This is a genomic window from Paenibacillus sp. PastM-3 (assembly GCF_029893965.1).
In the GTDB taxonomy this organism is placed as follows: domain Bacteria; phylum Bacillota; class Bacilli; order Paenibacillales; family Paenibacillaceae; genus Paenibacillus_AQ.
Window position 1 is genome coordinate 144,625 of record NZ_JARXXP010000004.1, and the last position, 25,203, is coordinate 169,827.

Here is a 25,203-nt window from a genome sequence, read left to right on the forward strand (position 1 = left end):
CGGGTAATATGCAAAAGATAAAAATCTTGTTCGTATGCGGAGCGGGTCTGGGAAGCAGCTTTGCTTGTCAAATGGCGGCTGAGGATGTTCTGAAAAAAATCGGTGTTGAAGCCAGACTGGATCATAGCGATATTTCCTCAGCGGTATCCAACAAACCGGATATTATAATGACCGCCCAAAATTTCCAGACACAATTCGAGAAATTCTCAATCGACCCCAAACAAACTGCGATTATCTATCTGAAGAATATCGTGTCCAAACAGGAAATCGAAGAAAAAATCGTTCCGGTGTTACAGGAAAAGGGCGTTTTAGCTTAATAAATTCCTGAGAGAAAAGGCGGGGGGAACGTGGGAGTAATTAACTTTATTATTCAGAATATTTTGACCCAGGCATCCATTACAGTCGCGCTGATCGCCATGCTCGGATTAATCCTGCAAAAAAAGTCCGTAGGACAGATTATTTCAGGCTCACTCAAGACATTGCTGGGATTTATGGTCCTGTCGGCAGGCTCCAGCATTATCGTCGGCAGCTTAACCTACTTCGGCAAAATTTTTACGGAAGGCTTCCATATGCAAGGGATCATTCCTTCGATTGAGGCTATTAACGGCCAGGCTATGAATGAGCTCGGCTTGGGCCGTGATATCGCATTGACCTTTCTGGCGATCTTCGTGTTCAACGTGCTGATTGCCCGGTTTACCAAGTGGAAGTATATCTTCCTGACAGGTCAGGCCATTCTTTGGATGTCTACGATGACAACGGTGTTCGGTTACTTTGCGGGTCTGCGCGGCATTGTCCTGATTCTGGTCGGCGGTTTCATCGGAGGCGTCTTTGCCGTAGCCATGCCGGCGATTGCCCAGCCGTTCGTCCGTAAGATTACGGGGATGGATGAGATTGCCCTTGGACATTTTTGTACGGTTGGTTATGTATTTGAAGCAGGTGTAGCGAAGCTCTTCGGTGAACGCGGTGAGAAGAAAAAGTCGATTGAAGACATCAAGCTGCCTGCCCAGTTCGAGTTCCTGCAGGATACGTATCTCTCTCTGATGGTCGTTATGGTTCCGCTGTACATCATTACGGCAGCGTTTGCAGGACCGGAATTCGGTACTACCTTATCCGGAAGCACGAATTACATTATGTATGCATTCATGCAATCCATTCAATTCGTCGTCGGGGTATATGTTCTGCTGGCCGGTGTCCGTCTGCTGCTTGGTGAGATTGTTCCGGCATTCCGGGGAATCGCGATGCGCCTTGTGCCGAATGCGGTGCCTGCGCTGGATTGTCCGGTACTGTTCCCGTACAGCCCTAATGCTGTAATCGTAGGCTTCATCACCACGACAATCGGTTCCATTATCGCTATGTTTGTCCTGCCTGTGTTCGGGTGGGCGATGATTCTGCCGGGCATACTGACCAACTTCTTCGCGGGCGGCACGGCCGGAATCTTCGGCAACCTGACAGGCGGACGCCGCGGGGCCATTATCGGAGGTATTTTCCACGGCTTCTTCATCACCCTGCTGCCGGCGCTGCTCGTTACTATTTTTAACAACATGGGCTTTGTCAATGCGACTGCAACAGATGTGGATACTGTAACCGCAGCCCTGCTCTATGCCTGGATCATTGGTCCGCTGATGAAAGCATTCTAGCATTCGAGAAAGGGACGTTAGGAGGTTAGCACAATGTTTGGATTCGGCAAGAAGAAGGATAAAGCACCTGCGAAAGCAGCCGCGGAGGCTGTATTGACGGAAGAACGCAAGCAGGAGCTGCTGGCTGCGATTGCTGCAAAGGAGGAGGCAATCAGCAGCCTGGCTGAAGCAGAGCAATCCAGCGTTTATGAAGAAATCGGCCTGGCGTATAACGAGCTCGGCGATGAGGATCAGGCGATAGGTGCGCTGGAGAGCAGCCTGAAGCTCAAAAAATCTGTCGGGGACGGCTACAAGGCGCTGTTGAAGCTGTATAACAAGAAGCGAGCCGAGGCGGCTAAAGCTAACGATGTACAGTCTCTGCAGACCTACCTCAAGAAGATGGATCAGCTGATGCAGATTTCCAAGGATGTTACGCGAGGCGTGCACTGAGTAAGCCTATATAAAGATTAACCGTAGGAGGAAATCATAATGTATATAAACTTAAAAGAAGCAACCCGCAGAGCAGAGGAATTGAATTATACGGTCGGCGCCTTTAATGCACACAATCTGGAGATGCTGCCGGACATGATCCGGGCTGCCAAAGAGCAGGGAGCGCCAATCATTATACAGACCAGCATCGACACAGCGAAATATGTAGGTCATGAGAACTTCGTGGCGGTCTGTAAAGCGATGGCTACCTCGGAAATGGTCGATGTGGTGCTGCATCTGGACCATGCCAGGGATTTCAATGATATTAAGGAAGCGATTGATAAAGGATTTACTTCTGTAATGTATGACGGCTCCCACCTGCCGTTCAAAGAGAACATTATGAAGACAAGAGCGGTTGTTGATTATGCGCACCGGCATAATGTGTCCGTGGAAGGTGAGCTTGGAACTATCGGCGGTACGGAGGAAGGCATCCATGTGGATGAAGACCAGAAGATTTATACAGACCCGCAGGATGCTGCAGAGTTCGTTAAGGCCACAGGCGTAGATGCTCTGGCAGTTGCGATCGGCACAAATCACGGCCAATACAAATCCAAGACGCAGGTAAATATTCCGCTGCTTAAAGAAATCAATGCGGTTGTCGATGTGCCTCTGGTCATTCATGGGGGTACGGGCGTTAACGAAGACGATATTCATGAACTCATTGACAACGGAATCCGCAAATTCAATGTTGGTACAGAGCTGCTGGTGACCTGGACGCAGACGGCAAAGGAAACCTTTAAAGAAACCAAAGTGAACAAATCGCTGCGTCATAACATCATCCCGTGCAACGAGGCCGTAAAAGAAATTGTGAAGCACAAAATCGGTATTTTTATGAATAAAGAGGGCCGCCTCAATACTGTGAGATAAGCTATGAATAAGGTGTTGATTTTGCTGGCCGGCCTGCCCGGTACAGGGAAAACGTATCTCGGGAATATGCTGAACGAATATTTCGGCGCTTTCTGTATGCTGTCTCAGGATAGTCTGAAGGAACTTTTAGCGGATGAGTATGGTTTTAACAATCTGGAGGAGAAGCGGGAAATTGAAAGGATGGCCTGGGCCGTGTACTATGAGACAATGGAGCGGCAGATGCTGGCCGGAAGCAATATCCTGTCCGATTATCCCTTCAGTCAGAAGCAGAAGCCGCGGATTCAGCAATTGGCAGAATGTTACGGCTATAAGGTGTTGACCATTCGCTTAATTGCAGAGCTGGATGTTCTGTATGAACGCCAAAAGAAGCGGGATATGGACCCGGAAAGACACTTGAGCCATATAGTTACTTCTTATAACAAGGGAAAAGAATTATATGACCGGAGTACAGCTGAACATTTACTAACCCGTGAGGCATTCATCAGCAGATGCACCACGCGAGGCTACGATACCTTCGAGCTGGGGAAGCTCTTGGAAGTGGATGTAACCGACTATTCGGCAGTGGATTATCCGAAGCTGCTGGAGGAAATCAGGCAATGGGATGAGAGCGGCAGTAGTACCTAAAGTCAGCTTCTATGTTAAGGCCCCACTTTGTGGGGCTATTTTGCTGGAAAAAGGGAGCGGTGCGATGGAAGCTGATGCACAAAAGACACCTCTAAAGGTGTCTTTTGTCCGTTATATCATTTTAAGTCTGACTCCGCAGCGCCACTTTCCGCATCGGACCTGTAACGATCTGCTTCTCATCTGCATTCATGCTGAAGGTCCACATGGTGGCTGCGTACAGCACGGAGTACAGGATGACATACAGGCCGAGCTGGAGATAGGAGCTGATGCTTACAAAAGTCAGCAGGTATCCGCACACGCCGCCGAGCAGCACGACCGGAATGAAGACTTTAATGATCTCCTTCCAGAAGTAGAAGATGTCAAACTTCAATTTATACTTGTAATAGATGTTGTTCAGGATGACATTGACGATCATGCCTGCAGCCGTTGCAATCGCACAGCCGGTAATGCCCCAGACCCGGATGAACACCAGCGTCAGGATAATTTTCAGGATGGCGATGGAAAAATAGATCAAGGCCTTAACCTTGTGCCGGTTCATTGCCTCCAGCATCGTGGCGAACAGCGACTGGACGATCGAGGTAATCTGCGGAATGATAATGATCAGCGCAATCGTGTACGCATACCGGTAGCCTTCACCCAGCCAGATCAGAATGAACACCTGCCCGAACAGCACAAACCCTGACACAATGTAGCCTACAATGAGGGCCTGGATTCTGCCGATTTTGACGAGCTCAACCATCAGCCGGGCCTGATCCGCGCCTTTGACAATCATTTTGGTAAGCTTGGGCAGATAGAAGCTGGACAGCACATTGGAAAAATTCATAATGTATGTGTTCAGCTGGGTGGAGATGGCATAAATTGCAATCGGAGTAGCACCAAGGAACATACCGATAATCAGAGGGTCTGCATTCGTATAGAGCTGAAAGGCAATGGATGACAGCAATATGTAGGAAGAGTAGCTGAATACTTCCTTGAACAGCTTGGTGTCAAAGGTACTGAATTTCACGATCAGCTTCATTCTATATCTGCAGACAAAATAGTTGGCCAGGCCGATCGCAATGTTCAGCCCCAGGGCAACGGAAACCATCCCGACCGATCTCAGGCCCATGAACAGCACCAGTACCATCATCGCCGGGGAAATAACCACTCTCAGGAGATTGATGATTTTGAGATAAACAAACCGTTCATAAGCGGTAATAATAGAGCTGTAAATATTCATCGGGAATGAGATTGCCACATTGACCGCTGCGATAATGAATATGGTTTTGAGAATACTAAGCTCAGATTCATTGAGACTGGTAAAAATAGAATTGAAATTAAATACCAGAATCAGGCTGGCAAGCAGGGCAAGCAGGCCGATTCCCGTGAACAGAATCAGGAACATTCCGTTAATGTTCCGCTGGCCGTTCGTATCATTTTCCGAGATGAATTTGGAGTTGAACCGTATAACCGCACTGCCGAAGCCGAGGTCCAGCAGCACGATATAGGCGATAATGGAATTCACCAGTGAATACAGCCCGTATTCCGATTTTCCCAGGGTTGAAACGATGTAAGGCGTCGAGCCCAGGGAAATGATCACACCCAAAAAGACAGAGAGATAGGTAATAATCGCAGCAAGTTTTATATTGGTTTTCAAGAGTACATCGCTTCCTCGCTACAGGGAATGTCGTGGTGGATGCTCTAAGCCGTCACGATGGATGAAGGGGTGAATTCGTCTGCGTTATCCGACATGGCCTCTATGATCTGGTTGTAGTGTGTGGTTGAGAAATCATTGTTGTACCGCGGAGCCGGAATCTTGCTTAATTCATCCATTAACTCAGGAATCTGGCTGATGTCGTTAGTAAACTTGATATAACCGAGATGCTTGATCCATTCGTAGCTGCCTACGACCTTGTAGTTATAATTACCGAGTGCAATACACGGAGTGGAGGTAATTGCCGCAAAAATCATCCCGTGCAGCCGGTCCGTTATAACAAGCTCCGCCTCCTTGAACTGGTTCCATAAGCTATACAGCTCATGCTCCCGTTCCTCAACAGAAACATAACGTATAATGCACGTATCCGAATAGGTAATCTGGTCAAAAGCTTTGGAGACACTGTCATTGATGATTTTCTTCTGCGCCTCGTTAAAAATACTCTCCTTATCCGCTCTGATGCACATCAGAACTCCGCTCCGCTCACGGGGGGGATCCGTAATATCCAGTGACATTACGATATCGGGGGTCAGGAGAACCTTGTTATGCTTAAAGCCTTCTTTCATCAGCTCATAGGAGGTTTTTTCCCGGGCTACCAGTGTCAGGTCCCTATGGGCACTGTATATGCTCTGTGTTTTCTTGAACTCCTTGCGGCCTAATTCGGTATCGCCAAAGAAGATGGTCTGGGGGAAGAGGATGATTTTGTTATTGGGGAAATTGGTTATAATCCTTCTGCGGACTTCTTCTTCTCTGAAGTACTCGATACCGAAATTTCCGCCGCCCTGGAGGACGAAAATATCATCTCTGGTGGAATACTGCTCAAGGCATTTCCAGTTATAAGTCAGCCGGTCGGCAACAATCTCAATCAGGGTATAATCGGGAAACGCTTTTTTCAAAAAGTTCATTTGAGCCATCGTAATGGCATGATCACCGAGATTATCGTGTTCCGGGGAACCGACTACGAAGATGGCCTTCGATTTATTCCTGTACAGGTCTCTGTTGGCCATATACCCTCGAAAATACCGGTAAAATTCATTATTGCTTACATAATTCCGGAAAGAGAGCGGGAGCATCTTATGAATAAGGTTAGTCATGTCAGGTTACTTCCCTTCACACGAAGTTTGGATTGATACAGGACTCTATATGTGTTTGAGCTCGTCAGGATAAGCAAAGAGGCTATCTTCATTTGCTTGCTGATGCTTTTATTGCGCATGACCTCTTTGAGATGTTTGCTGAAAAAGCTGCCCAGCTCCGCGATATATTCCTTATTGGCACTGTTTTCTCCGGCGATCATCTGGAGATTGCACAGCTCAATGCCCTCGGTCACGTTTCTGGCCAGGGACTTTTCAATCGCTTCAGGGTAATTTTTATGCTTGATGTCCTCATACAGTTCACGCCAGGCACAGATCCGGTCATAATATTTCCGGTTATTCATCTTGCCTGTAATGCTGTCGCCTCTTCTCAAATACAGATATTTGGGCGAATCCAGGGAAACAACCTTCTCCGCCTGCATAAACAGCTTGTAGGTTGCGAACATATCCTCGAAGTATCTGCCGACCGGATACCTTACCTTTGCGAACAGCTCTGCCTTATACAGCTTATCCCAGGCCAGATTCTTGATCTCGGTATCTTCCAGCAGCTTTTTGAACGCTTCTTCATTATTATAGACACGGACCTCATGGGAGAACTCCTTATCCACATATACACCGTCTTCGACCTCGACATGGCCGCACACTGCAATATCTGCATCATGGGCAGTGATTAGTCCATGCAGAGCTTCAAACATATCAGGCTCAATCCAGTCATCGCTGTCTACAAAGCCGATATATTTGCCTGCGGCAATATCAATGCCGTAATTGCGGGCGTCGGACAGGCCGCCGTTCTGCTTGTGAATGACCTTCACCCGGGGGTCCAGCTCTTTATAATGCTCGCAGATTTCGCCGCAATTGTCGGGAGAGCCATCGTTTACAAGAATCAGTTCGAAGTCCCTGAAGGTCTGTGCCAGGATGGAGTCGACACATTTTCTTAAATACATTTCAACTTTATAGATAGGCACAATAATGCTTATCTCCGGTTTCATGCAACAATCACTTCCTTTCAAAATAACGGATAGCCGGGCCAGTGACGGAAGCATCGACACACGTGTGCTGTACGTACATTGTTGAATGGACGCAATGATTGTAATTATCTTACTATCACAATTAAAAGATTGTATATACTACTTTAGTTTACTTATAACTGCTTAGTTTCAAGCAAAATAAGGCGCTCCAGTGCCGAAACCGGCTGTCTGAAGCGCCTTATGGCCCTGTGAAAAACGGGCAAAATCAGTTGATTTCTATGGTCAGTGAGCTGTTGAATTGACCGCCCTGCGGCAGGGTGATTATGCCGGTTTTGTCCTTCAGCTCCCCGCTGAAATCTTCCCCGTCCGCGATGCCCTGCCACGGTTCGATGCAGACAAAAGGGGCATTTTTCGGCTGCCAGAGGCCAAGGTCCGGAAAGCCCTTGGAGGTGACAGTCACGCTTTTGTCCGTAAGCTTGCTTTTAAGAGCAATTGTACCGGACTTCACATTCCGGAAGACCAGCGCTCCGTCCAGAAACAGTTCGTGGGAAAGAGGCAGAAGCTGCTCATTATCCAGTACAGGTGCGCTTTTTCCGCTGATGACGAGACCCGCATCATTCAGGAACAGCCGCTCCAGCTGCTCCTGTTCAGAGAACTCCAGGTAATAATCAGTGATGGCGCCCTGTCCGTCCAGCGGGCAGTTAAAGGCCGGGTGGGTACCCAGCTGGAAATGAATTTCCTGCTCATCGGTATTCTCCACACGGTAGCTGATCTCAAGTCTGCTTCCGCTCAGAATGTAGGTAAGGAAGAGATTAAACGAATACGGATAGCTGGCCAATGTCTGTCCGCTTTGCGAGAGCTTGAAGACAGCGTGAGTATCTGTAGCCTCAACAAGAGTGAATTCGCTGCGTCTGGCAAAGCCGTGATTGCCGATGGTGTAGGTGCTTCCGCCAGCCCGGATCTCTCCGCCGCGGGCTGCCCCGATGATCGGGAACAGTACCGGGGAACGGCCTGTCCAGAATTTTGCATCGCCGCTCCAGATATATTCAGTGCCGGTTGCCAGCAGCTTGAAGCTGACCAGCTCAGCTCCCAGCGAATCAATGACTGCTTCGGCGGAGCTGCTGCGCAGTGTAGTGTTCATGTGTTAAATCCCCTTCCATACTTTATTATAGAATTCATCCTGCATTTACGTTATAGCAGCTCATATTCTACCAAACTCTTCCGTCATGTTCTAACAGAACGTGAATATTTACCAAAAAACATTATTACAGACTGTACAATGACTATAATTGGCATTGGTATAACATATAGAGAAAGCATTAATTACATGATCGTCCGAAGCGGAGGGAAATATAACATGCAAATGCAGCAGTTATTGGTGAACGGCGGTAGGCTGAAGAATACAATTGAGGCTTTTGCCGATTTTGGACGTACGGATCACAATGGTGTGACCAGACTGTCGCTGTCGGAGCAGGATGTGCTGGTGCGGGGGTACTTCCGTTCCTGCTGTGAAGAGCTTGGGATGACGGTTAAAGTGGATGATATGGGCAATATGTATGCCACGCTTGCGGGCAGGGAGGAGGGTCCGCCCGTAGTCATCGGCTCTCACCTGGATACGGTGAAGAAGGGCGGCAGATTCGACGGAGTGCTCGGCGTAATTGCCGGGCTTGAAGTGGTTAGAACACTGGTTGACCATGGTATAGCGCCCCGTCTTCCGGTGACCGTGATGAACTTCACCAATGAGGAAGGGGCACGCTTCGAGCCTTCGATGATGGCTTCAGGCGTATTGTCGGGCAAGTTCGACAAGACAGCCATGCTGCAGAAGAAGGACCCGGAAGGAACAACCTTTGAAGAGGCGCTGCTGGCCAGCGGCTACGCCGGAGAGGCGGAGAACCGGATTAAGGAAGCAACGGCTTATCTGGAGCTGCATATAGAACAGGGACCGGTGCTGGAGCGCGAGCAGCTTACGATCGGCCTGGTGGACTGCGTAGTCGGCATGGCCTGTTATGAGATTGAAGTGACCGGCGAATCGGATCATGCCGGAACAACGCCGATGGATATGCGCAAGGACGCGCTGTTTGCAGCCGCAGACCTTATCACTGAGCTGCGGGCCAGGCTGGGCGGGCTTGATTCCGGGCTTGTATACACGATGGGCCGGATGAACGTGCTGCCGAATATTCACACGGTCATTCCGAACAAGGTGATTTTTACGGTGGAAGCCAGACATAAGGATATGGACATTGTCCGCGAGGTGGAAGCGATTATCAATAGCCTGCCGGAAGAGCTGCTGGGGTGCACTGTTCAAAAAAGCAAGCTGTGGGGCCGCGACACGGTCTGGTTTGACCCTCACCTTTGCGGACTTGTGGAGCAGGCGGCTGTCACTCTGGGCTATTCCCGCCGGACAATAGCCAGCGGGGCGGGCCATGATGCCCAATTCGTAGCCGGATTCCTGCCGTCGGCGATGATCTTTGTCCCCAGCGTGAACGGCAAAAGCCATTGCGAGGAAGAGCTTACCTCCTACGAAGATTGTGAAAAGGGCGTCAATGTCGTGCTGGAGACGGTGCTTGCAGTGCTTAGGGGCTAATGTGTTACTAACGTAAGGACACCGTGGACGGTGTCCTTTTTTTAAAATATAAGAATTTATATGTTCTACGCTATCAATCATCCTTATATTTCTCGCAGTAACGGTTACCGCCTTCTCTGAAGGACGGCATAGCCGTTTCTACTTGTGTTTTGTCTTGCGGTGAATGGCCGCCGCCTGATTGTGTAAAAACACAATCATGGCAGATAATGTTTTTCTTTTTACCCAAAATATAATAGAAAACAGTATGTTATGATTCTTCACATAAGAGAATTACACAAGACGGGAGCGATTAACGATGATTATTGGCGTACCTAAAGAGATCAAGAATAACGAGAACCGCGTAGCCATTACCCCTGCAGGTGTTGTAAGTCTGGTAGCTGAAGGCCATAAAGTACTGGTGGAAGCCGGAGCCGGAACGGGCAGCGGATTCCTGGATGAAGAATATGCTGCAGCCGGTGCCGAGCTGATTGCAGACGCAGCCGCGGTGTGGGCAACCGCTGAAATGGTAATGAAGGTCAAAGAACCGCTGGAAAGCGAATACGGCTACTTCCGTCCGAACCTGATCCTGTTCACATATCTCCACCTGGCTCCGGAGCCGGCACTTGCCGCTGCACTGAAAGACAAGGGTGTATTCGCAATCGGCTATGAAACGGTAGTGGACGGCCGCACGCTGCCGCTGCTTACACCAATGAGCGAAGTGGCTGGCCGGATGTCCGTGCAGCTGGGGGCACAGTTCCTGCAAAAGAACTACGGCGGACAAGGCATTCTGCTATCCGGTGTACCCGGCGTCAGCAGAGGCAAGGTCAGCATTATCGGCGGCGGTGTAGTCGGAACAAATGCCGCGAAAATGGCGATCGGCCTCGGCGCCGAAGTAACAATTATTGACCTGAGTGCTGACAGACTGCGTCAGCTGGACGATATTTTCGGCTCGCAGATCAGCACGCTGATCTCCAACCCTTACAACATTGCCAAAGCTGTAGCTGAAGCCGACCTGCTGGTAGGTGCAGTGCTGATTCCGGGCGCCAAAGCGCCGAAGCTGGTAACCGAAGAAATGGTCAAGGCGATGAAGCCGGGCTCGGTTATCGTCGATGTAGCCATCGACCAGGGCGGGATCGTCGAAACGATTGACCGCGTAACAACCCATGACAATCCGGTATTCGAGAAGCATGGCGTGCTCCACTATTCCGTAGCCAATATGCCGGGAGCTGTAGCCAAAACCTCGACCATTGCATTAACCAACGTAACCGTTCCGTATGCACTGCAAATAGCGAATAAAGGTGTATTCCAGGCGATCGAAGACAATGCCGGCCTGAAGAGCGGCGTCAACGTAGCTAACGGTAAAATCACCTGCCAGGCCGTGGCGGAAGCTCTTGGGGAAGAGTACTTCACGGTGGAGAAAGCGGTAGAGCAGGAGTTCACTCTGATCTAGTTTTGTGTTCAGCCTGAGCATAGAGAGAGAAGGAAGGCATACAGGAACCCATAGAGAGCAGAGGGGCATACTTTTGGGGGCCGGCGGATATCCGCCGGTTTTTTTGCTTGGGACTGAAATGATCTTATTCTCCCGAAAAAAGCCGTTCGGCTGAGCTAACGGACCCCAGAGCTCTTATTTTCTCCCCAAGCCCCGTGTATACTCCGGATTCCGGCATATAAGGTCGCTGGTGTCCGTTAGGATGGATAAAGAGCGGTTTTGCCATAAATAAGCGCATCTGAGTCCGTAACAGCAGACATTATGCTAACAAGTTAACTTGTAAGCTGTAGGGATACTATACCGGGAGGTGGCTTTTTACAAATAAACCCTTTATGTGTCAGGTTTTCTTTCATAAACCTATAGCCAGCTGCCAATCTGAGTAATATAATGTAAACACCTATACGTACAAGATCCGGTATTCTTCAGGCTGGGGTGGGAACATTGACAGAAACAGAGGCAGGGCTAACGTTTGACCGTTTTTTTGACAGTATGGAATCTCTCGCGGATACCATCAGCGAATCGCTGCAGTCCCAGGTGACGATAGAGGACAGCAACCACCATGTCATCGGCTACAGCTCCCATCAGTTTGAGAGTGATCCGGCGCGCATATCCACCATTATCGGCAAACGTGTGCCGAACACCGTTATCATCGGACTCCGCAAAAAAGGCGTTATGCATCAGCTTGAAAATACGGCGCACCCAATCCGTATTCCTGCGGTGATGGAGGTCGGCCTTGGTCCGCGTCTGGCCATGTGCATCAAGCATCAGCAGGAGATTCTGGGTTACATCTGGGTCGTTGACGGCGGTAACCTCGCTGAAGGGTATGCCGAGGGGGTAGTGGAGAAGGCGGCGGGTATCGCCGGACGTTATCTGCTGAAGCAGCGCGGCTGGAAAAACAGGCAGGACAAGGCGTTCGAGGATTTTTTCTGGAAGCTGCTGACCTCGCATTATGACAATGAGCCGCGCATCCGGCAGGAGGCGGAGAGCTGGTCCATTCTGCTGCCGGAGAGCTATTACATCGGGGTAATCGAGAGCGACAAAGTGATTGATGAAGAATTTCTGCTCCGTCTGCGGCAGAAGATGGATGCATATGCCGGGCAGCGGCTGCTGTTTGTAACGGCTGAGCATAACCGGCTGATCCTGTTATTTTCGTTTGTTTTCCCGGTGGAGGAGACGGCGGTTCTGTCTTCGTTCGTACACAAGCTGCTTGCGGATATGAGCCGCAGTGAAGGCTGCAGGCTTGCAGCCGGATGCAGTCCCGTTTACCGGGAATACACCTCAGCTGCTGCGGCCTACCGTGAAGCCCTGGCGGTGCTGGAGATCAAAAAGCTGCTTCCATACCATGCCCGCAATCTGATGCTCTACGACGAAATCGGCTTTTGGGCCTATATTCCGTCGATAATTGAACAGAAGCGCAGCCGGCCCCGCCGCAGTGCGTTGCTGGAGCAGGTTAAGGCGCATGACCGTGAGCACAAAAGCGATTTTCTTAAAACCATTGCAGTCTACCTCACCCTGGACGGGAACCTGAAGGAGGCTGCCGCTTTTTTGCATATTCATACCAACACCCTGATGTACCGGCTGAACCGGATTGCCGAAATTACCGGCAGAAGCCTGAAGGAGACCGATTACCGGACTTCGGTCTATCTGGATCTGCTTACGGAGGAGACGGCGCAGGTGAACGGCTGGTTTTCGTTTATGAGTTGAAGGTGTAACTGCTCCGTATCTGCTCAGCTCAAAGAAGCTAAATAACCAAAGTAGCAAGCACAAATGGACGCCCCGACACGTACAATAACCTATATTCTGTGAAGGAATCAGGAAAGGGGCTGACAGAATGGGGTTAGGCTATGGCTCACCCAGCGGTTCGAGCTTTGAGCAGCAGATGCGGGCAGAGATAATAGAGGCGGCAAATTTAATGAATGTGGGCAAAACCGACTTCTCCAATTTTAAAAACTCCCGCTGCAATCCACAGTATTGGAACCGTACGGCTGGCGGCGGATTTGAATTGAAGCCGGGAGTGCGCCCTTCGGCGGCGATTAACGATATTTTTGTGAACGGTCAGCTGTATGCGTTTGAATGCGCAATGGCGATGGTGATGATTCTTTACAAAGCGACCATTGCTTCAATCGGGGCAGAGGCGTTTGACCGCTACTTTACGGATCTTTATCTGTGGGACTGGAATTATGACAGCAATCTGCAGCTGATCACCACATTCAACAAGTTTGAGATGCGGGCGGGGGATGTTGTGTATTTCAAAAATCCTGACCATGACCCGGAGCTGCCGGAGTGGCAGGGTGAAAATGCCATTATGCTTGGCGCGGACCGCTACTACGGGCATGGACTGGGCATCAAGAGTGCTGAGGAGATGATCGCTGCTCTTAACAGGAAAAGAGTGCCGGGCAGTCGGACGTCTGCTTATTTGACAGATGAGGCGCTGCACCCGAATTTCGACTATATCAGCGGGCTTGCGGCGAGAAGCGGTGTGCCGGCGGTAAAGGGGAACAGCGGGAAAAATGCAGTTTATTCGAGAATTGGTGTCCGGACTTATATTTATAAGTAGCCTATCCGGCAATAGCTGAATAGCAAAAAGAGCTGGTTCCCGGGAGCAATCCCGGAGCCGGCTCTTTTACACTTTTATCGCGATATGGTTAGTTTGAAAGCTCTACAAAATCCCCGCGGAACCGCTCATAGTCGGCAGCCCGGCATTCCAGCACCAGCCTTGTTCCCTGCTCCTCGTAGCTGACCTCCTGGACATGGGCATGTTCATTAAAATAAGAGACGATACTGCCGCGGTCATACGGAATCAGAATTTCGCACTGAATGTAATCATTGAACACATGTGAGCGGATCAGTCCGGTAAGCTCGACAATCCCGCTGCTCTGTTTAGCGGACAAAGTAACCGAGTCGCCCTCAACTGCCGGATATGCACGCCCGGTCAGATCTGCTTTGTTGTAGGCGTACACGGTAGGGATACCGTCAGCCCCCAGCGCTTTCAGCGTTTCGGTGGTGACAGCCATATGCTGCTCATGCTGCGGATCTGAGGCGTCTACGACATGAATCAGCAGATCAGCTTCGGTTACCTCCTCCAGGGTAGAGCGGAACGCTTTGACCAGATGATGGGGCAGCTGGCTGACAAAGCCTACCGTATCGGTTAGCAGGAAGGTTTTGTGGTCAGGCAGCCTGATGCTGCGCACTGAAGTTTCCAGAGTGGCGAACAGCATATTTTTGGCAAATACCTGTTTATTGGAGCCGGGATGATAAGTCTCAACTATGGCATTCAGCAGGCTGGACTTGCCCGCATTGGTATAACCGACGAGACAGACCACCGGCACCTCATTTTTATGGCGCTGTTTCCGCTGGATCTGACGCCGTTCAACCTGAGCCTGCAGCTCCGTCTGCAGTGCGGTAATCCGTTCCTCAATTCTTCTGCGGTCGAGCTCCAGCTTCGTTTCACCGGCACCTCTGTTCTTCAGGCCCGATCCGCCGCCCTGGCGGCCTAGAGATTCGCGCATGCCCGTCAGCCGGGGGAGCATATACTGCAGCTGGGCAACTTCTACCTGCAGCTGCGCCTCCTTCGTTTTGGCCCGGTCGGCAAAGATATTGAGGATCAGAATGGTCCGGTCAATCACCTGGCGGTCAAGCGATGACTCCAGATTGCGGATTTGGGAAGGCGTCAGCTCATCGTTAAAAATAATAACGGTGTCCTCATCCTGCACCATCGCGGCCAGCTCCTGGATTTTACCGGTGCCCAGGTAGTGGGAAGGGTTAATCCGGCTGGCCTTTTGGCTCAGCTCGCCAATTACGGTAATATTGCAGGCAGCGGCCAGATTGCGCAGCTCCTCCATGGAATAAGCAAAATTTGTATCATTCTGCAGCTGTATCCCGACAAGAATCGCTTGTTGTTGAGTGGTTTCCATATGATGAACAACCTCCTGAAATTTTAAGAATAGAGTGAAGATAAGCGAAGGACAGGTAGGCTGCGGTCTAACCGACATGAAAAAGCACAGGCGTTATCTGCCTGTGCTTGCAATTGAAGTAACAGAATAGACCAGAGGTAACATGCCGCGTACGCACGTTACCTGCCAGCAGGTACCTCTACAGCTTGGAATGATCAGGATCATCCGGCGTCTGTAAACAGAAAATAAAATAGGATTTCCATTATGACGGACCGGGTGGATCAAAAACTATAGAGATGCGATTTCTAAAGGCGCAGGCTGCTTCCGGCAATAACAACGGTCAGCCTGCATACATTATGGGTTGCCTTTAAAAATGGATAGACCTATCCTGAGACCTCTGCACATGGGCAGAACTTTAGCGCTATTCATATCTGATTAGCCGCGCAAAGTACGAATCCGGATAAAATCTATCACATTCATGTGCAACCCTCCGTTCCTAAAAGTTGAATTAAGCTTAGCATATCCGTCATTTTTTGGCAAACAGACTTGGAGGCTAATCCAAATCCAATAAGCCAGATATATCTTCAGAATTATAGCTATCGCTGTCTACTTTCCAGATTCCCTGATCGTTTATGAGAATCATCGTACCCTCCAAAGCCAGTTTATCTGCGGCAGCTTCTCCAAAGCGGAGCGTACCGGTATAGGAGAGCTCAATCGATGTTTCCGTAGTATTTACTTCACTGAAGCTGATGTAGGTGATCTGGAGCCTATGCTGTCTTAAAAAAGCGATTTCTGGGCCCGGGGAATAGTCCTGGCTGTTAGCCAGAGTGCTGAAAAAAGCTGCGGTGGTGAGGCTGCCGATTTCTTTCGTTTTTTTCTGCCTTTGTAGTTTGATTTCCTCCTGCCCAGACGGGAGAACGGCTTCAAGCTCCGATTTCTTGTATGTGTAAGCGGTATGTATCGCTTCATTTACACTGTTGTTAAAGGGCGTATGTTCCTGAGGCGAGCAGGCAGCGATTGTCATCAAACATGCAGCCGTAAACACGGTTAGTATACATTTAATCAGGCGCATTTCAGCTCCTCATTTCCCGGGAAAAGGTTTAATATGATTACCAATATTATACACTATGGAAATGAAAAAGACGGCCCGTCGTGGACCGTCTTTTTTTTGAAATATTCGGGCTTATGCTGTTACGTGCGCGGCTGATTCATTAGCAACCATCTGGCTTAACTGCACTTTATACAACTAAAACACCGATTTTCCTCTCTGATGCCCGTTTAACAGTATTTCGTACAATTAAAAAACCGGAAAAGGGCTGTTTCAGTCATTCCAGACAGATTTAATTGCACAAAATACATTTATATGTCCCCCGGTGCTGTCGTGGCCGTTTTTAAGTGTACAAAATGCAACTATTGCGGTTTAGTGTGACGAAGCGGGACAAAACAAAAGCAGGACAGCTTATCAAAAAGGACTCTTTTATACAGAGCCGCAGTTCCGCAAGTCCTGTAATACAATCAGCTCACCCATTCCCGCCGCAGCGTGAACAGATCCTTCAGCGCATCATTGTTCAGCTCGGTAATCCAGTTTTCGGAGCCGGAGATGACATCATCGCTGAGCTGCTGCTTGCTCTCCAGCATCTCGTCAATGCGCTCCTCCAGCGTGCCGAGGGAGATGAACTTATGCACCTGTACATCCTTGGTCTGGCCCATCCGGTAGGCGCGGTCCGTGGCCTGATTCTCTACGGCAGGATTCCACCAGCGGTCGAAGTGGAACACGTGATTGGCTGCCGTCAGATTGAGGCCTACGCCGCCCGCCTTGAGTGAAAGAATGAATACATTCGGCTGATCCGCGGCAGGCGGAGCTCCGTCCGGCGGAGCCGGAGTCTGGAACTGCTCAATCATACGGTCGCGGGCCTGCTTGGAGGTACTGCCGTTTAAGTACAGCACCGGCTCCTTCAGCTCCTGCTGAAGCACGGACTGGAGCATCTGGCCCATGCCGATATATTGGGTAAAGATCAGGCAGCGCTCATTCTCTTCACGCAGCTCCCGCACCATTGCGAGCAGCCGCTCCAGCTTGGAAGAACGCTCGATCAGGGAAGCAGCATCCAGAAGACCGTCTCCTGCCTCCGGAAGGCCTTCCTTCGTCAGCAGCACCGGATGATCGCAGAGCTGCTTGAGGCTGGTCAGTGCAGCAAGAATGGCACCTTTGCGTTCGATTCCTTCCAGCTTGTTCATTTTCTCGAGCAGTCCGGTCACGTTCTGGTCATAAAGCGCCGCCTGCTCTGCTGTGAGATTGACATAGGTCTTCATTTCGTTTTTGTCCGGCAGATCCAGCTGGATGCTCGGGTCTTTCTTTTTGCGGCGCAGCATGAACGGCTTCACCAGCTTCTGGAGATCAGCCGTCCGCTCGGGATTACGCTCCTTTTCGATCGCATTCGCGAACCGGTCCTGGAAGGACTTGGCCGTGCCCAGGTATCCCGGTGTAATGAAGTCGTAGATCGACCACAGCTCGGACAGCCGGTTCTCAATCGGCGTACCGGTAAGGGCAATCCGGTGCAGTGCCGGGAAGCTGCGCACCGCTGCGGACTGCTTGGTCCCTGCGTTCTTGATATTCTGCGCCTCATCGAGACAGACGGCAGCCCAGGTGAACTGCTGGAGCAGCTCCTGGTCAAGTGCCGCTGTAGCATACGAGGTCAGGACCACATCAGCCTGGGATGCCGCGCCGTAGAAATACCCGGCGTTCAGCCGTCTGCCGCCGTAATGCAGCATGACGTTCAGGGAAGGAGCAAAGCGCTGCAGCTCCTTCTGCCAGTTGCCGAGCACAGAGGTCGGGCAGATGATCAGCGCCGGCCAGCCCGGCGGATCGGTCTGCGGCCCGCCCGCATCAGGGCCGGTCTCCTTCATGTGCAGCAGATAGGAAATCAGCTGCACGGTTTTGCCGAGGCCCATGTCGTCGGCCAGGACAGCGCCGAGGCCGAAGCGGCGGAGGAAGGCCAGCCAGGCGAAGCCTTCATGCTGGTAGCTGCGCAGCTCCGCCTGCAGCCCGGCCGGCACAGCGGGCCGCGGCCACTCGGCCCGCTGGCCGAGCTGTCCGATCAGCTGAACCAGCTGCTCGTTCAGCTCCACCTCCAGCTGCACGCGCGCCGCCTGCTGTCCGGCCTGCTCCGCTGCAGCTTCCGCAGCGTCACCCTCTTCGCCGCTGCCCAGCAGGTGCAGCTGCAGCACATCCTGGAAGGACAAGCCGTGCGACTTGTCCATCCCGGCCATGGCCCGCTGAATCTGGGCCAGCAGGGCGGGGTCAAGCGGGATCCACTTGCCCCGGAACTGCACGAGCCGTTCGCCGCGGGCGACCAGCTCGGCGAACTCCGCCTCCGAGAGGTCGGCGTCGCCGATCGAGATGCGCCAGTCGAAGTCGACCAGCGCATCCAGCCCGAACAGCGACCTGCCGCCGCCACGGCTATCTTCGCCGGAGCTGACCCGGGCGCGCAGGCGCGGCTTCCGGCGGCTGGCGGCCTCCCACCACGCCGGCAGCAGCACCTGCCAGCCGGCTTCCAGCAGCAGCCGGCTGTCCTGGTTCAGGAACCGCCACGCGAGCTCATCGCTGAGCGGTTCCCCCAGCACATCGTCCCCGTGGCCGATGTGCCCGCCGGGCAGGCTCTCACGCAGCCGCGAGAGCCATCCGGGCGCCCGCTCGCGGACGTAGGCGTCCCACGGAGCGGGCCACTGGCCGTGCGGCTCACCGTCCGTGGTGAGCCGCAGCGGCACAAGCGCGGTTTCATCGCGCTTGTCCTGAAGCAGCAGCCGGAGCCGCCAGTAAGGCGACTCCTCATCCGGCTCGAGCAGCTGCAGCGCCGGCCGGAACGGCGCGGTGTCGGCCTTCCAGCCGATCGACATCAGCCAGCTCTCCTCGTCAAGGCCAAGGGCGGCCGCGCCGCCTGCACTGAACAGCAGCGGGAATTCGCTGCGCAGATCGCCGGCTTCGGTCTCCGTGCTGTAATAGCGCTGGAAGACCGCTGCCGAGAAGGCGGCGCCAAGACCCGCCGCTAGACCCGGCCGTCCGGCCAGCCCCTCCAGCGCTGCGGCGAGCCCGCCGTTTTCTTCGGCCAGCAGCTGCAGCGCCTGCTGGTCCCAGCTCCATTGCAGCTGGCCCTCACGGTGTGCGGTGAAGTCGGGTACATACCTCTTCTCCGCCAGCAGCCCGGACACGGCCGGAGCCAGCTCGGTCAGCAGGGCGGCATCGCCCTGCCAGCTCCAGCCGACATGCGTGAGCAGCTGCAGTTCAGCGAAGAACGGGATCACCTGCTCGGCAGGCAGGACAACCAGATCCACGCCGTCTGCATTTTGGAGGGTCAGCTCTGTGCCATAGAAGGAGGCTTCATGCCAGGCGAACAGCAGCTGCTTCAGCTGGACGCCGGGAACATATTCATTCCTGCCGTCAACGGCGTAAATCAGGGCATCGCCGTACCGGGTCAAGGCAAGCTGGACTGTAATATTCTGTATATGATTATTCATGGGATCAGCTTTCCTTTCCGCAGCTCTTCCTGCAGGGCGCGCAGCCTGCTGTTCCGGGAGGTGAAGGCATCCAGAAATGCCTCCCAGCGTTCGTCGCGCTTCAGTTTTTTATACAGCTTGGCCAGCCGCTTGATCAGCTTGACGGCGGATTTATAGCTGTGCCGGTTCTTCTCCAGGACGAACCGCTCCACAGCCTGGTGATAAAAGGGCAGCAGCAGCTCCGGTGCGTTCTTCTCCAGCGGCTGGAGATCGCTGACACGGAAGTCGGCCGGCGTCTTGCCGGAGGCGAGCTGGTAATCCATCCATTCCTTGTACCTGCCGTGCTGCAGCAGCAGCTCCTCGTAGATTTCCCGCGAGAGGGGAAGCATGGCGGCCAGGGTATCCCACATGAGCGGCTCCGTCTCCGGTACATGCCGTACTGCATCCTTCCAGTGCCGGGCGTAATCGCCCAGGTTATATAACCGGCTTGTCAGCAGCGGGCCGGTCTCAGCGAGCCAGGCCGCAAGGCGTGACCACTGCCCGTCCCCGCTCAGCGGGGCGAGGAAGCTAAGCAGCTCGTCAGGGTGAATGCCGGGCCGTTCGGAGGCCTTGCGGAGCAGCTCCCATGCCGCCCGGTCATCGCCCAGCAGGAAATACATCCGGCTCTCTGCCAGCAGCAGTGCCTGCCGGGATTGCGGGGTATCGAGCTCCCCCTCCGCCTGGCGCAGTGCCTCCAGCTCATCCAGGTAAAGAGCCGTACTGTCCGCATTAGGGGAGAGCCAGCGTCTCCACAGGAGGTCATAGCAGGCCGAGAAATAAGGCTGCTCCCGCGAACGGTCCCGCCCCTCTGCCAGCATCTGCCTGCGCAGATAAGATAAGGTCTCCAGCACCCTCGGCCATTCTCCGGGCTCTGCCTGAAGCGGCAGCGGCTGCTGCATCAGCCCGGTGATGTCCGTCTGCAGCTCGGAAACGGCAATGGCCGTGTAATAGCCGAGTGAATAGCCCAGACCGGCGTTGGCCGCTCCGGGCAGGACGGGCTGCAGCAGCTTCTCCAGAATAAATAGATGGGAATGCAGCCTGAACAGCCTGCCGGCAGCGGGTGAGAGCGGCGGCTGGGCTTCATGAATGGCAGTCAGCGCCCGGCTTGCATACTGGGGATTGCGCACCGTATGATCCAGCGGTGCCGCAAGCAGCTGCATATACTCATGCCACTGGGCTATGGTCGCTTCAGGAATCAGCCCGCTGAGCCTATTAAGCAAGGCTTGGCGACTCCCCTGATCTGCCGGATCATCGGAGGCGGCTTTGGGACGGTTGGCCGTCGCCTTGGCATTCGCAAGGAGTGCCACCGACCGCCCTTGAGCATGTGCATAATGCATGAGCACTGCAGCCATATGCTTGCAGGGTCCGTCTACCGGACAATCGCAATAGCTGCCGGAGAAATGATCGAGACTGATATAGACGTGGTATGCCTCTCTGCCTTCAACCAGCGCCCGCATCTTCAGGGGCTCACTGATGGAGAACGTCTGAACGCGGTTCTGTTTGAAATATTGAAAGCCCCGCTTCAGGGTCAAATCATCGAAATAATAGGCCGTATCAGAAATGAGCTTGTCCCATTCGGCCTGGTCCAGCACATAGTTTGGATGCATCGCAATAAATCTCCTGTAGGTAAACAAAGTTTGTTTAAAGAGTAAGGCATGGATATGTTTCTAATTCTGATCTATTCCCCTCATTATATCATCTCTATAAGTTTTGCCGGTTATCTTTCACTTTGATGACAATTTTAAATAAATTTTTAAAAAACCTGTCCGGTATGACATGCCCCATATTGCAGCAGGGCCATCCATGCTACTCTAAGGGTCTGAAAACTTAAGGGAAATAGCGGAAGGATGAAGCTGTAGCGATGCTGAGATTCAAACTGAAGTACCTGCTGAACAACAAACAGAACCGGCTGATCCTGTTTCTTACCATAAGTGTCTCACTCTGTATTACACTGATCGGCTTGTTCTCCTACCGGGAATACCGCCAGGCGCTTGATACGGAGCTGAACACGCCGAACGTCGAGCTGCTGCAGATTAATGTGGATGTGACGAACCGGGCGTTCCGGGAGGCGGACAACAAAGCGGTCGACCTCTCCTTTAATCCGGCTGTGCTGGCGTTCCTGTCTGCAGATGCGGATCATGCGGCGGAGGCGGCCGCGCAGCCGCAGAATGTGCTGAAGGCGCTGGTGTCGGAGCCGGACATTCATGCAATCAGCGTCATTAATTTTCAGGAACACTCCGTAGTGTCAAGCCGGTATGGCTACAGGTCCGACTGGGAGGAAGCGCCGGAGCATGACTGGAGCGGATGGCTGGAGGAAATTAAGGAGAAGCCGCTTCTGATTAAAAGAAGGCTGTACACCGGTTCCGATACACAGCTGAGCAATACGGAGCTGCTCTCCCTGGCCCGTCCGGTCGTCCGGAACGGGAACGTTACAGGGGCGGTGCTCATCGATCTTGATTACGATACGCTTTTCTCCAAGATGTACACCCATTTATCCAGCTACCAGTTTGTATACAATCTGGAGGGGGAGCTGATCTATCCCAAGATTAATCTGCCTGTGCCGCTTGAGGATATGAAGGATGTTCTGACGGAGATCGATGTAAGCCCGTTTGCCCATGTCACAATAAACGGCCAGGCTTATATGGCCAACCAGGCTTTCTCCAATGTCACCGGCTGGCGCCTCGTTTCGCTGGTTCCGATGGAGCAGCTGCTGAAGAATGTAACGACAGCCCGCAATATGATGCTGTCGCTGTCGCTGATCTCGATAGCTGTCGGCTGCTCTGCGATCTACTATTATAACTTCGCCGCTTTCCGGCCGCTCAAGCGGATCAACCGGCTGCTAAGCCCGGAGCAAAAAGGGGGAGGGCACGGCAATCTCTACGATCTGGAGCCTGTCATCGGCAAGCTGGTCGGCGAGTTCCGGAGCAAATCGCTGGTGGCTGACTGGAGCCTCCCGGAGCTGCGCTCCAAATTCCTCGGGGATCTGATTCTCAGGAATATGGGCAAGCAGGAGACAGGGACGAAATGGGAGCATTATTTTGCCGGCTGGCAGCAGGGGCCTTTCGAGCTGCTGGTCATTTCCATCGACCGCCATTCACAGTGGGCGGCTGCTTATCCAGAGGAAGACCAGCAGCTGCTCAAGTATGCGATGAACAATATGGTATCCGAATTCTTCAGTTCATCCTGGCGGACGGTTACGGCATCACCGCGCAAGGATAGCCTGGTTCTGCTGCTTCAGTCCGCCGAAGGGGAGAATGCGCGGAGTCTGTACGAAGATACGCTGAAGCTGGTTGGCATTGTGTCCGATGTGCTGGGCATATCCGTGTCTGCCGGGATCGGTTCACAGGCAGCGAAGATCGGCCAGGCTGCCCGCTCCTATACGGAGGCAGAGGCCGCTTTATCTTACCGTCTGTACGACGGGTACGGGCGTGTCCGCCTCTATCCCGGGCTGGAGAACAAGCCTGATGAGAGCAGCACGGCAGCCGATGACACCTGGCAGCAGGAGGTGCTGCAGGCCCTCAAAAGCTCAGACGCCGCTACCGGGCGCCAGCGGGTGCACAGATGGGCGGAAGATGTACGTAAGAGAGGTCTTCAGCCGCAAAAAATGATCCGCATGCTGGATGATCTGCTGGAGGAAATTATCCGCATTGCCGCCGCAGGAGGACATGCTTTGCCTCCGGAGCTGGCTGACTATACCATTCACCAGGTATCTACACTGGATTTGAACGATATTGAAGAGATGCTGTGCCGTATCATTGAGCAGATGGCGCATGCACTGGAAGTGCACCGGCATTCCAAGGAGTACGTGCTTGTACAGCAGCTGATTGCTTATATGGAGGAGCATCTGCAGCATAATATTGGCCTGCAGGATATCGCCGCCCATGTCAATTTGGGGGTTTCCTCCGTTAGCACCATTTTCAAGGAAGAGACCGGAACGACCCTGTATGACTATTTGACCGGCCTTAGAATAGAGAAGGCCTGTGAGCTGCTGCAGGGCAGCAGCCTGAAGGTAGCTGAGATTGCTCAGCTTGTCGGCTATCAGAATGAGAACAGCTTTATCCGGGTCTTCCGGAAGAGCAAATCCATTACACCGGGCAAGTTCCGGGAGAACAGCAAATCTTCCAATCCATATGCAGAAATGCCAAAACCGCATGGTTCCGGCATTTCTGACGATTCAAAATAAGATAATACGATTGCTGCATGCCCTCTGAATGCTTTAAAGTTCTATTTGAGAAAACTTTCACATCCCCGCACGAAGCGGCTGATGTGCCAAATATTCAGGGGGTGGAGCACTGTATACAGATTAAGAAAGAGGGATGGCCGTTGAAACGGACAACAAAGATCGCGTTAGGAATAGCAGCAGTTATGATAGCTGCACTTCTCTTTATTGGAGCCCGCATAACCGGATACCGGGGCGACAATGGCGTCAGCGCCGATTTTCCCGATAAACCGATCACACTGATCGTACCTTATGCTGCCGGCGGAGGAACAGATACAACCGCCCGGGCTTTGGCTAAAGCTGCGGAGAAGGTGCTCGGCCAGCCGGTAATCGTACTGAACCGGACAGGCGGCGGAGGTTCCGTCGGACTGATGGAAGGTGCGAATGCGAGGACTGACGGCTACACGGTCACTTTTTTACCGGCGGAGCTGACGATTCTGCCGCATCTGGGACTGCTGCCGATTACTTATGAGAAGTTTAAACCGATCGCCCAGACGAATTTTGATCCTTCCGCCATTACCGTAAGAGCCGAAGCGCCATGGCAAACTGTGAATGAATTTCTCGACTTTGCGAAAGCGCATCCAGGCGAATTGAAAATGGGAAACGCAGGAACGGGGAGCATATGGCATTTAGCTGCCGTAACATTGGAACGGGAAACCGGTGTGAAGTTCGCCCATATCCCCTTTGAAGGTGCGGGGCCGGCCGTCTCTGCTTTGATGGACGGCTTTGTCGATGCGGTACCGGTAAGTCCGGCCGAGGTGAAAAGGTATGTGGATGAAGGAAAGCTGCGGACGCTGGCAGTCAATGCCGACAAGCGCTCAGAAGCGCTGCCTGAGGTACCCACACTGGAGGAACAGACCGGAATACATGTGAACTTTACCGGTACGTGGAGAGGGCTTGCAGTACCTAAGGATACGCCGGATGCCATTTCGGAGCTGCTGGCAGAGGCCTTTATTAAAGGGACGGAAGACCGTAACTTTCGCGAAGCTATGACAATGAACGGACTTGGACTGCTGGTTAAGGACGGTAAGGCGTTCTCACGGCAGCTCAAGGAAAGCGATGATTTATTCTCACGGATGATTCCGGAGCTTGGACTGAGCCGTAACTGACATGAAGAGGCGGCCGGGCAACAACCTAAGATGAAAGGTATGATTAATTACT

At 52.5% G+C, this 25,203-nt stretch carries 19 protein-coding genes; 11 read left to right on the forward strand and 8 right to left on the reverse strand.

Going from position 1 to position 25,203, the window contains the following annotated elements; translation table 11 throughout:
- The first annotated feature begins 8 nt into the window (after positions 1–8).
- The 5 genes from M2108_RS09490 to M2108_RS09510 are packed head-to-tail and all read left to right on the forward strand — an operon-like array spanning position 9 to position 3,596.
- Entirely contained in the window at positions 9–317 is a 309-nt protein-coding gene (locus tag M2108_RS09490; protein WP_277468859.1) for a PTS sugar transporter subunit IIB, read from the forward strand.
- A 30-nt stretch (positions 318–347) separates the two neighbouring features.
- Positions 348–1,637, forward strand: a complete 1,290-nt coding sequence (locus M2108_RS09495) for a PTS sugar transporter subunit IIC (RefSeq protein ID WP_277468860.1) — start codon at positions 348–350, stop codon at positions 1,635–1,637.
- A gap of 33 nt (positions 1,638–1,670) precedes the next feature.
- Complete coding sequence (locus M2108_RS09500; RefSeq protein WP_277468861.1) at positions 1,671–2,066, forward strand: tetratricopeptide repeat protein; 396 nt, start codon at positions 1,671–1,673, stop codon at positions 2,064–2,066.
- A 39-nt stretch (positions 2,067–2,105) separates the two neighbouring features.
- Positions 2,106–2,972 carry a class II fructose-bisphosphate aldolase gene (locus M2108_RS09505; protein ID WP_277468862.1) on the forward strand — a complete coding sequence of 289 codons (867 nt, stop codon included), beginning with the start codon at positions 2,106–2,108 and terminating at the stop codon, positions 2,970–2,972.
- Positions 2,973–2,975: 3 nt separating this feature from the next.
- Positions 2,976–3,596, forward strand: a complete 621-nt coding sequence (locus tag M2108_RS09510; RefSeq protein WP_277468863.1) for a P-loop nucleotide/nucleoside kinase family protein — start codon at positions 2,976–2,978, stop codon at positions 3,594–3,596.
- A 121-nt stretch (positions 3,597–3,717) separates the two neighbouring features.
- Here M2108_RS09510 and M2108_RS09515 read toward each other — a convergent pair whose 3' ends face one another.
- The 4 genes from M2108_RS09515 to M2108_RS09530 all read right to left on the reverse strand — a co-directional run bounded on the left by M2108_RS09515 (position 3,718) and on the right by M2108_RS09530 (position 8,489).
- Positions 3,718–5,232, reverse strand: coding sequence for an oligosaccharide flippase family protein (locus M2108_RS09515; protein ID WP_277468864.1), 1,515 nt, complete (start codon positions 5,230–5,232; stop codon positions 3,718–3,720).
- A 44-nt stretch (positions 5,233–5,276) separates the two neighbouring features.
- Complete coding sequence (locus M2108_RS09520) at positions 5,277–6,383, reverse strand: polysaccharide pyruvyl transferase family protein (protein ID WP_280776987.1); 1,107 nt, start codon at positions 6,381–6,383, stop codon at positions 5,277–5,279.
- The gene (locus M2108_RS09525) at positions 6,380–7,369 is read right to left on the reverse strand and encodes a glycosyltransferase family 2 protein (protein WP_277468866.1); all 990 of its coding nucleotides are present in this window, start codon (positions 7,367–7,369) and stop codon (positions 6,380–6,382) included. Before M2108_RS09525 ends, M2108_RS09520 begins: the two co-directional genes overlap by 4 nt.
- A 244-nt stretch (positions 7,370–7,613) precedes the next feature.
- The gene (locus tag M2108_RS09530) at positions 7,614–8,489 is read right to left on the reverse strand and encodes an aldose 1-epimerase family protein (protein ID WP_277468867.1); all 876 of its coding nucleotides are present in this window, start codon (positions 8,487–8,489) and stop codon (positions 7,614–7,616) included.
- 216 nt (positions 8,490–8,705) lie between these two features.
- Between M2108_RS09530 and M2108_RS09535 the strand changes: the two genes are divergently transcribed.
- From M2108_RS09535 to M2108_RS09550, 4 genes are all read left to right on the forward strand, one after another.
- The gene (locus M2108_RS09535) at positions 8,706–9,932 is read left to right on the forward strand and encodes a Zn-dependent hydrolase (RefSeq protein WP_277468868.1); all 1,227 of its coding nucleotides are present in this window, start codon (positions 8,706–8,708) and stop codon (positions 9,930–9,932) included.
- Positions 9,933–10,227: 295 nt separating this feature from the next.
- Entirely contained in the window at positions 10,228–11,361 is a 1,134-nt protein-coding gene (gene ald, locus M2108_RS09540; RefSeq protein WP_277468869.1) for an alanine dehydrogenase, read from the forward strand.
- 480 nt (positions 11,362–11,841) lie between these two features.
- Complete coding sequence (locus M2108_RS09545) at positions 11,842–13,104, forward strand: PucR family transcriptional regulator (protein WP_277468870.1); 1,263 nt, start codon at positions 11,842–11,844, stop codon at positions 13,102–13,104.
- Between the two features lie 127 nt (positions 13,105–13,231).
- Positions 13,232–13,957 carry a protein-glutamine gamma-glutamyltransferase gene (locus M2108_RS09550; RefSeq protein WP_277468871.1) on the forward strand — a complete coding sequence of 242 codons (726 nt, stop codon included), beginning with the start codon at positions 13,232–13,234 and terminating at the stop codon, positions 13,955–13,957.
- Between the two features lie 88 nt (positions 13,958–14,045).
- On the opposite strand, the gene hflX is transcribed toward M2108_RS09550, so the two are convergent.
- From hflX to M2108_RS09570, 4 genes are all read right to left on the reverse strand, one after another.
- On the reverse strand, positions 14,046–15,314 hold the full coding sequence (hflX, locus tag M2108_RS09555; protein WP_277468872.1) for a GTPase HflX: 1,269 nt from the start codon (positions 15,312–15,314) through the stop codon (positions 14,046–14,048).
- Positions 15,315–15,846: 532 nt separating this feature from the next.
- Positions 15,847–16,365, reverse strand: coding sequence for a hypothetical protein (locus tag M2108_RS09560; RefSeq protein ID WP_277468873.1), 519 nt, complete (start codon positions 16,363–16,365; stop codon positions 15,847–15,849).
- Between the two features lie 443 nt (positions 16,366–16,808).
- Positions 16,809–19,805: a DEAD/DEAH box helicase gene (locus M2108_RS09565; RefSeq protein ID WP_277468874.1), complete on the reverse strand. Its 2,997-nt coding sequence runs from the start codon at positions 19,803–19,805 to the stop codon at positions 16,809–16,811.
- Complete coding sequence (locus M2108_RS09570) at positions 19,802–21,430, reverse strand: SWIM zinc finger family protein (protein WP_277468875.1); 1,629 nt, start codon at positions 21,428–21,430, stop codon at positions 19,802–19,804. The genes M2108_RS09565 and M2108_RS09570 overlap by 4 nt, the downstream gene beginning before the upstream one ends.
- A gap of 254 nt (positions 21,431–21,684) precedes the next feature.
- On the opposite strand from M2108_RS09570, the gene M2108_RS09575 reads away from it, so the two are divergent.
- Both M2108_RS09575 and M2108_RS09580 read left to right on the forward strand, forming a co-directional pair.
- The gene (locus tag M2108_RS09575; RefSeq protein ID WP_277468876.1) at positions 21,685–24,006 is read left to right on the forward strand and encodes a helix-turn-helix domain-containing protein; all 2,322 of its coding nucleotides are present in this window, start codon (positions 21,685–21,687) and stop codon (positions 24,004–24,006) included.
- A 182-nt stretch (positions 24,007–24,188) separates the two neighbouring features.
- Positions 24,189–25,151 carry a tripartite tricarboxylate transporter substrate binding protein gene (locus tag M2108_RS09580; protein WP_481856887.1) on the forward strand — a complete coding sequence of 321 codons (963 nt, stop codon included), beginning with the start codon at positions 24,189–24,191 and terminating at the stop codon, positions 25,149–25,151.
- Positions 25,152–25,203: the final 52 nt, after the last annotated feature.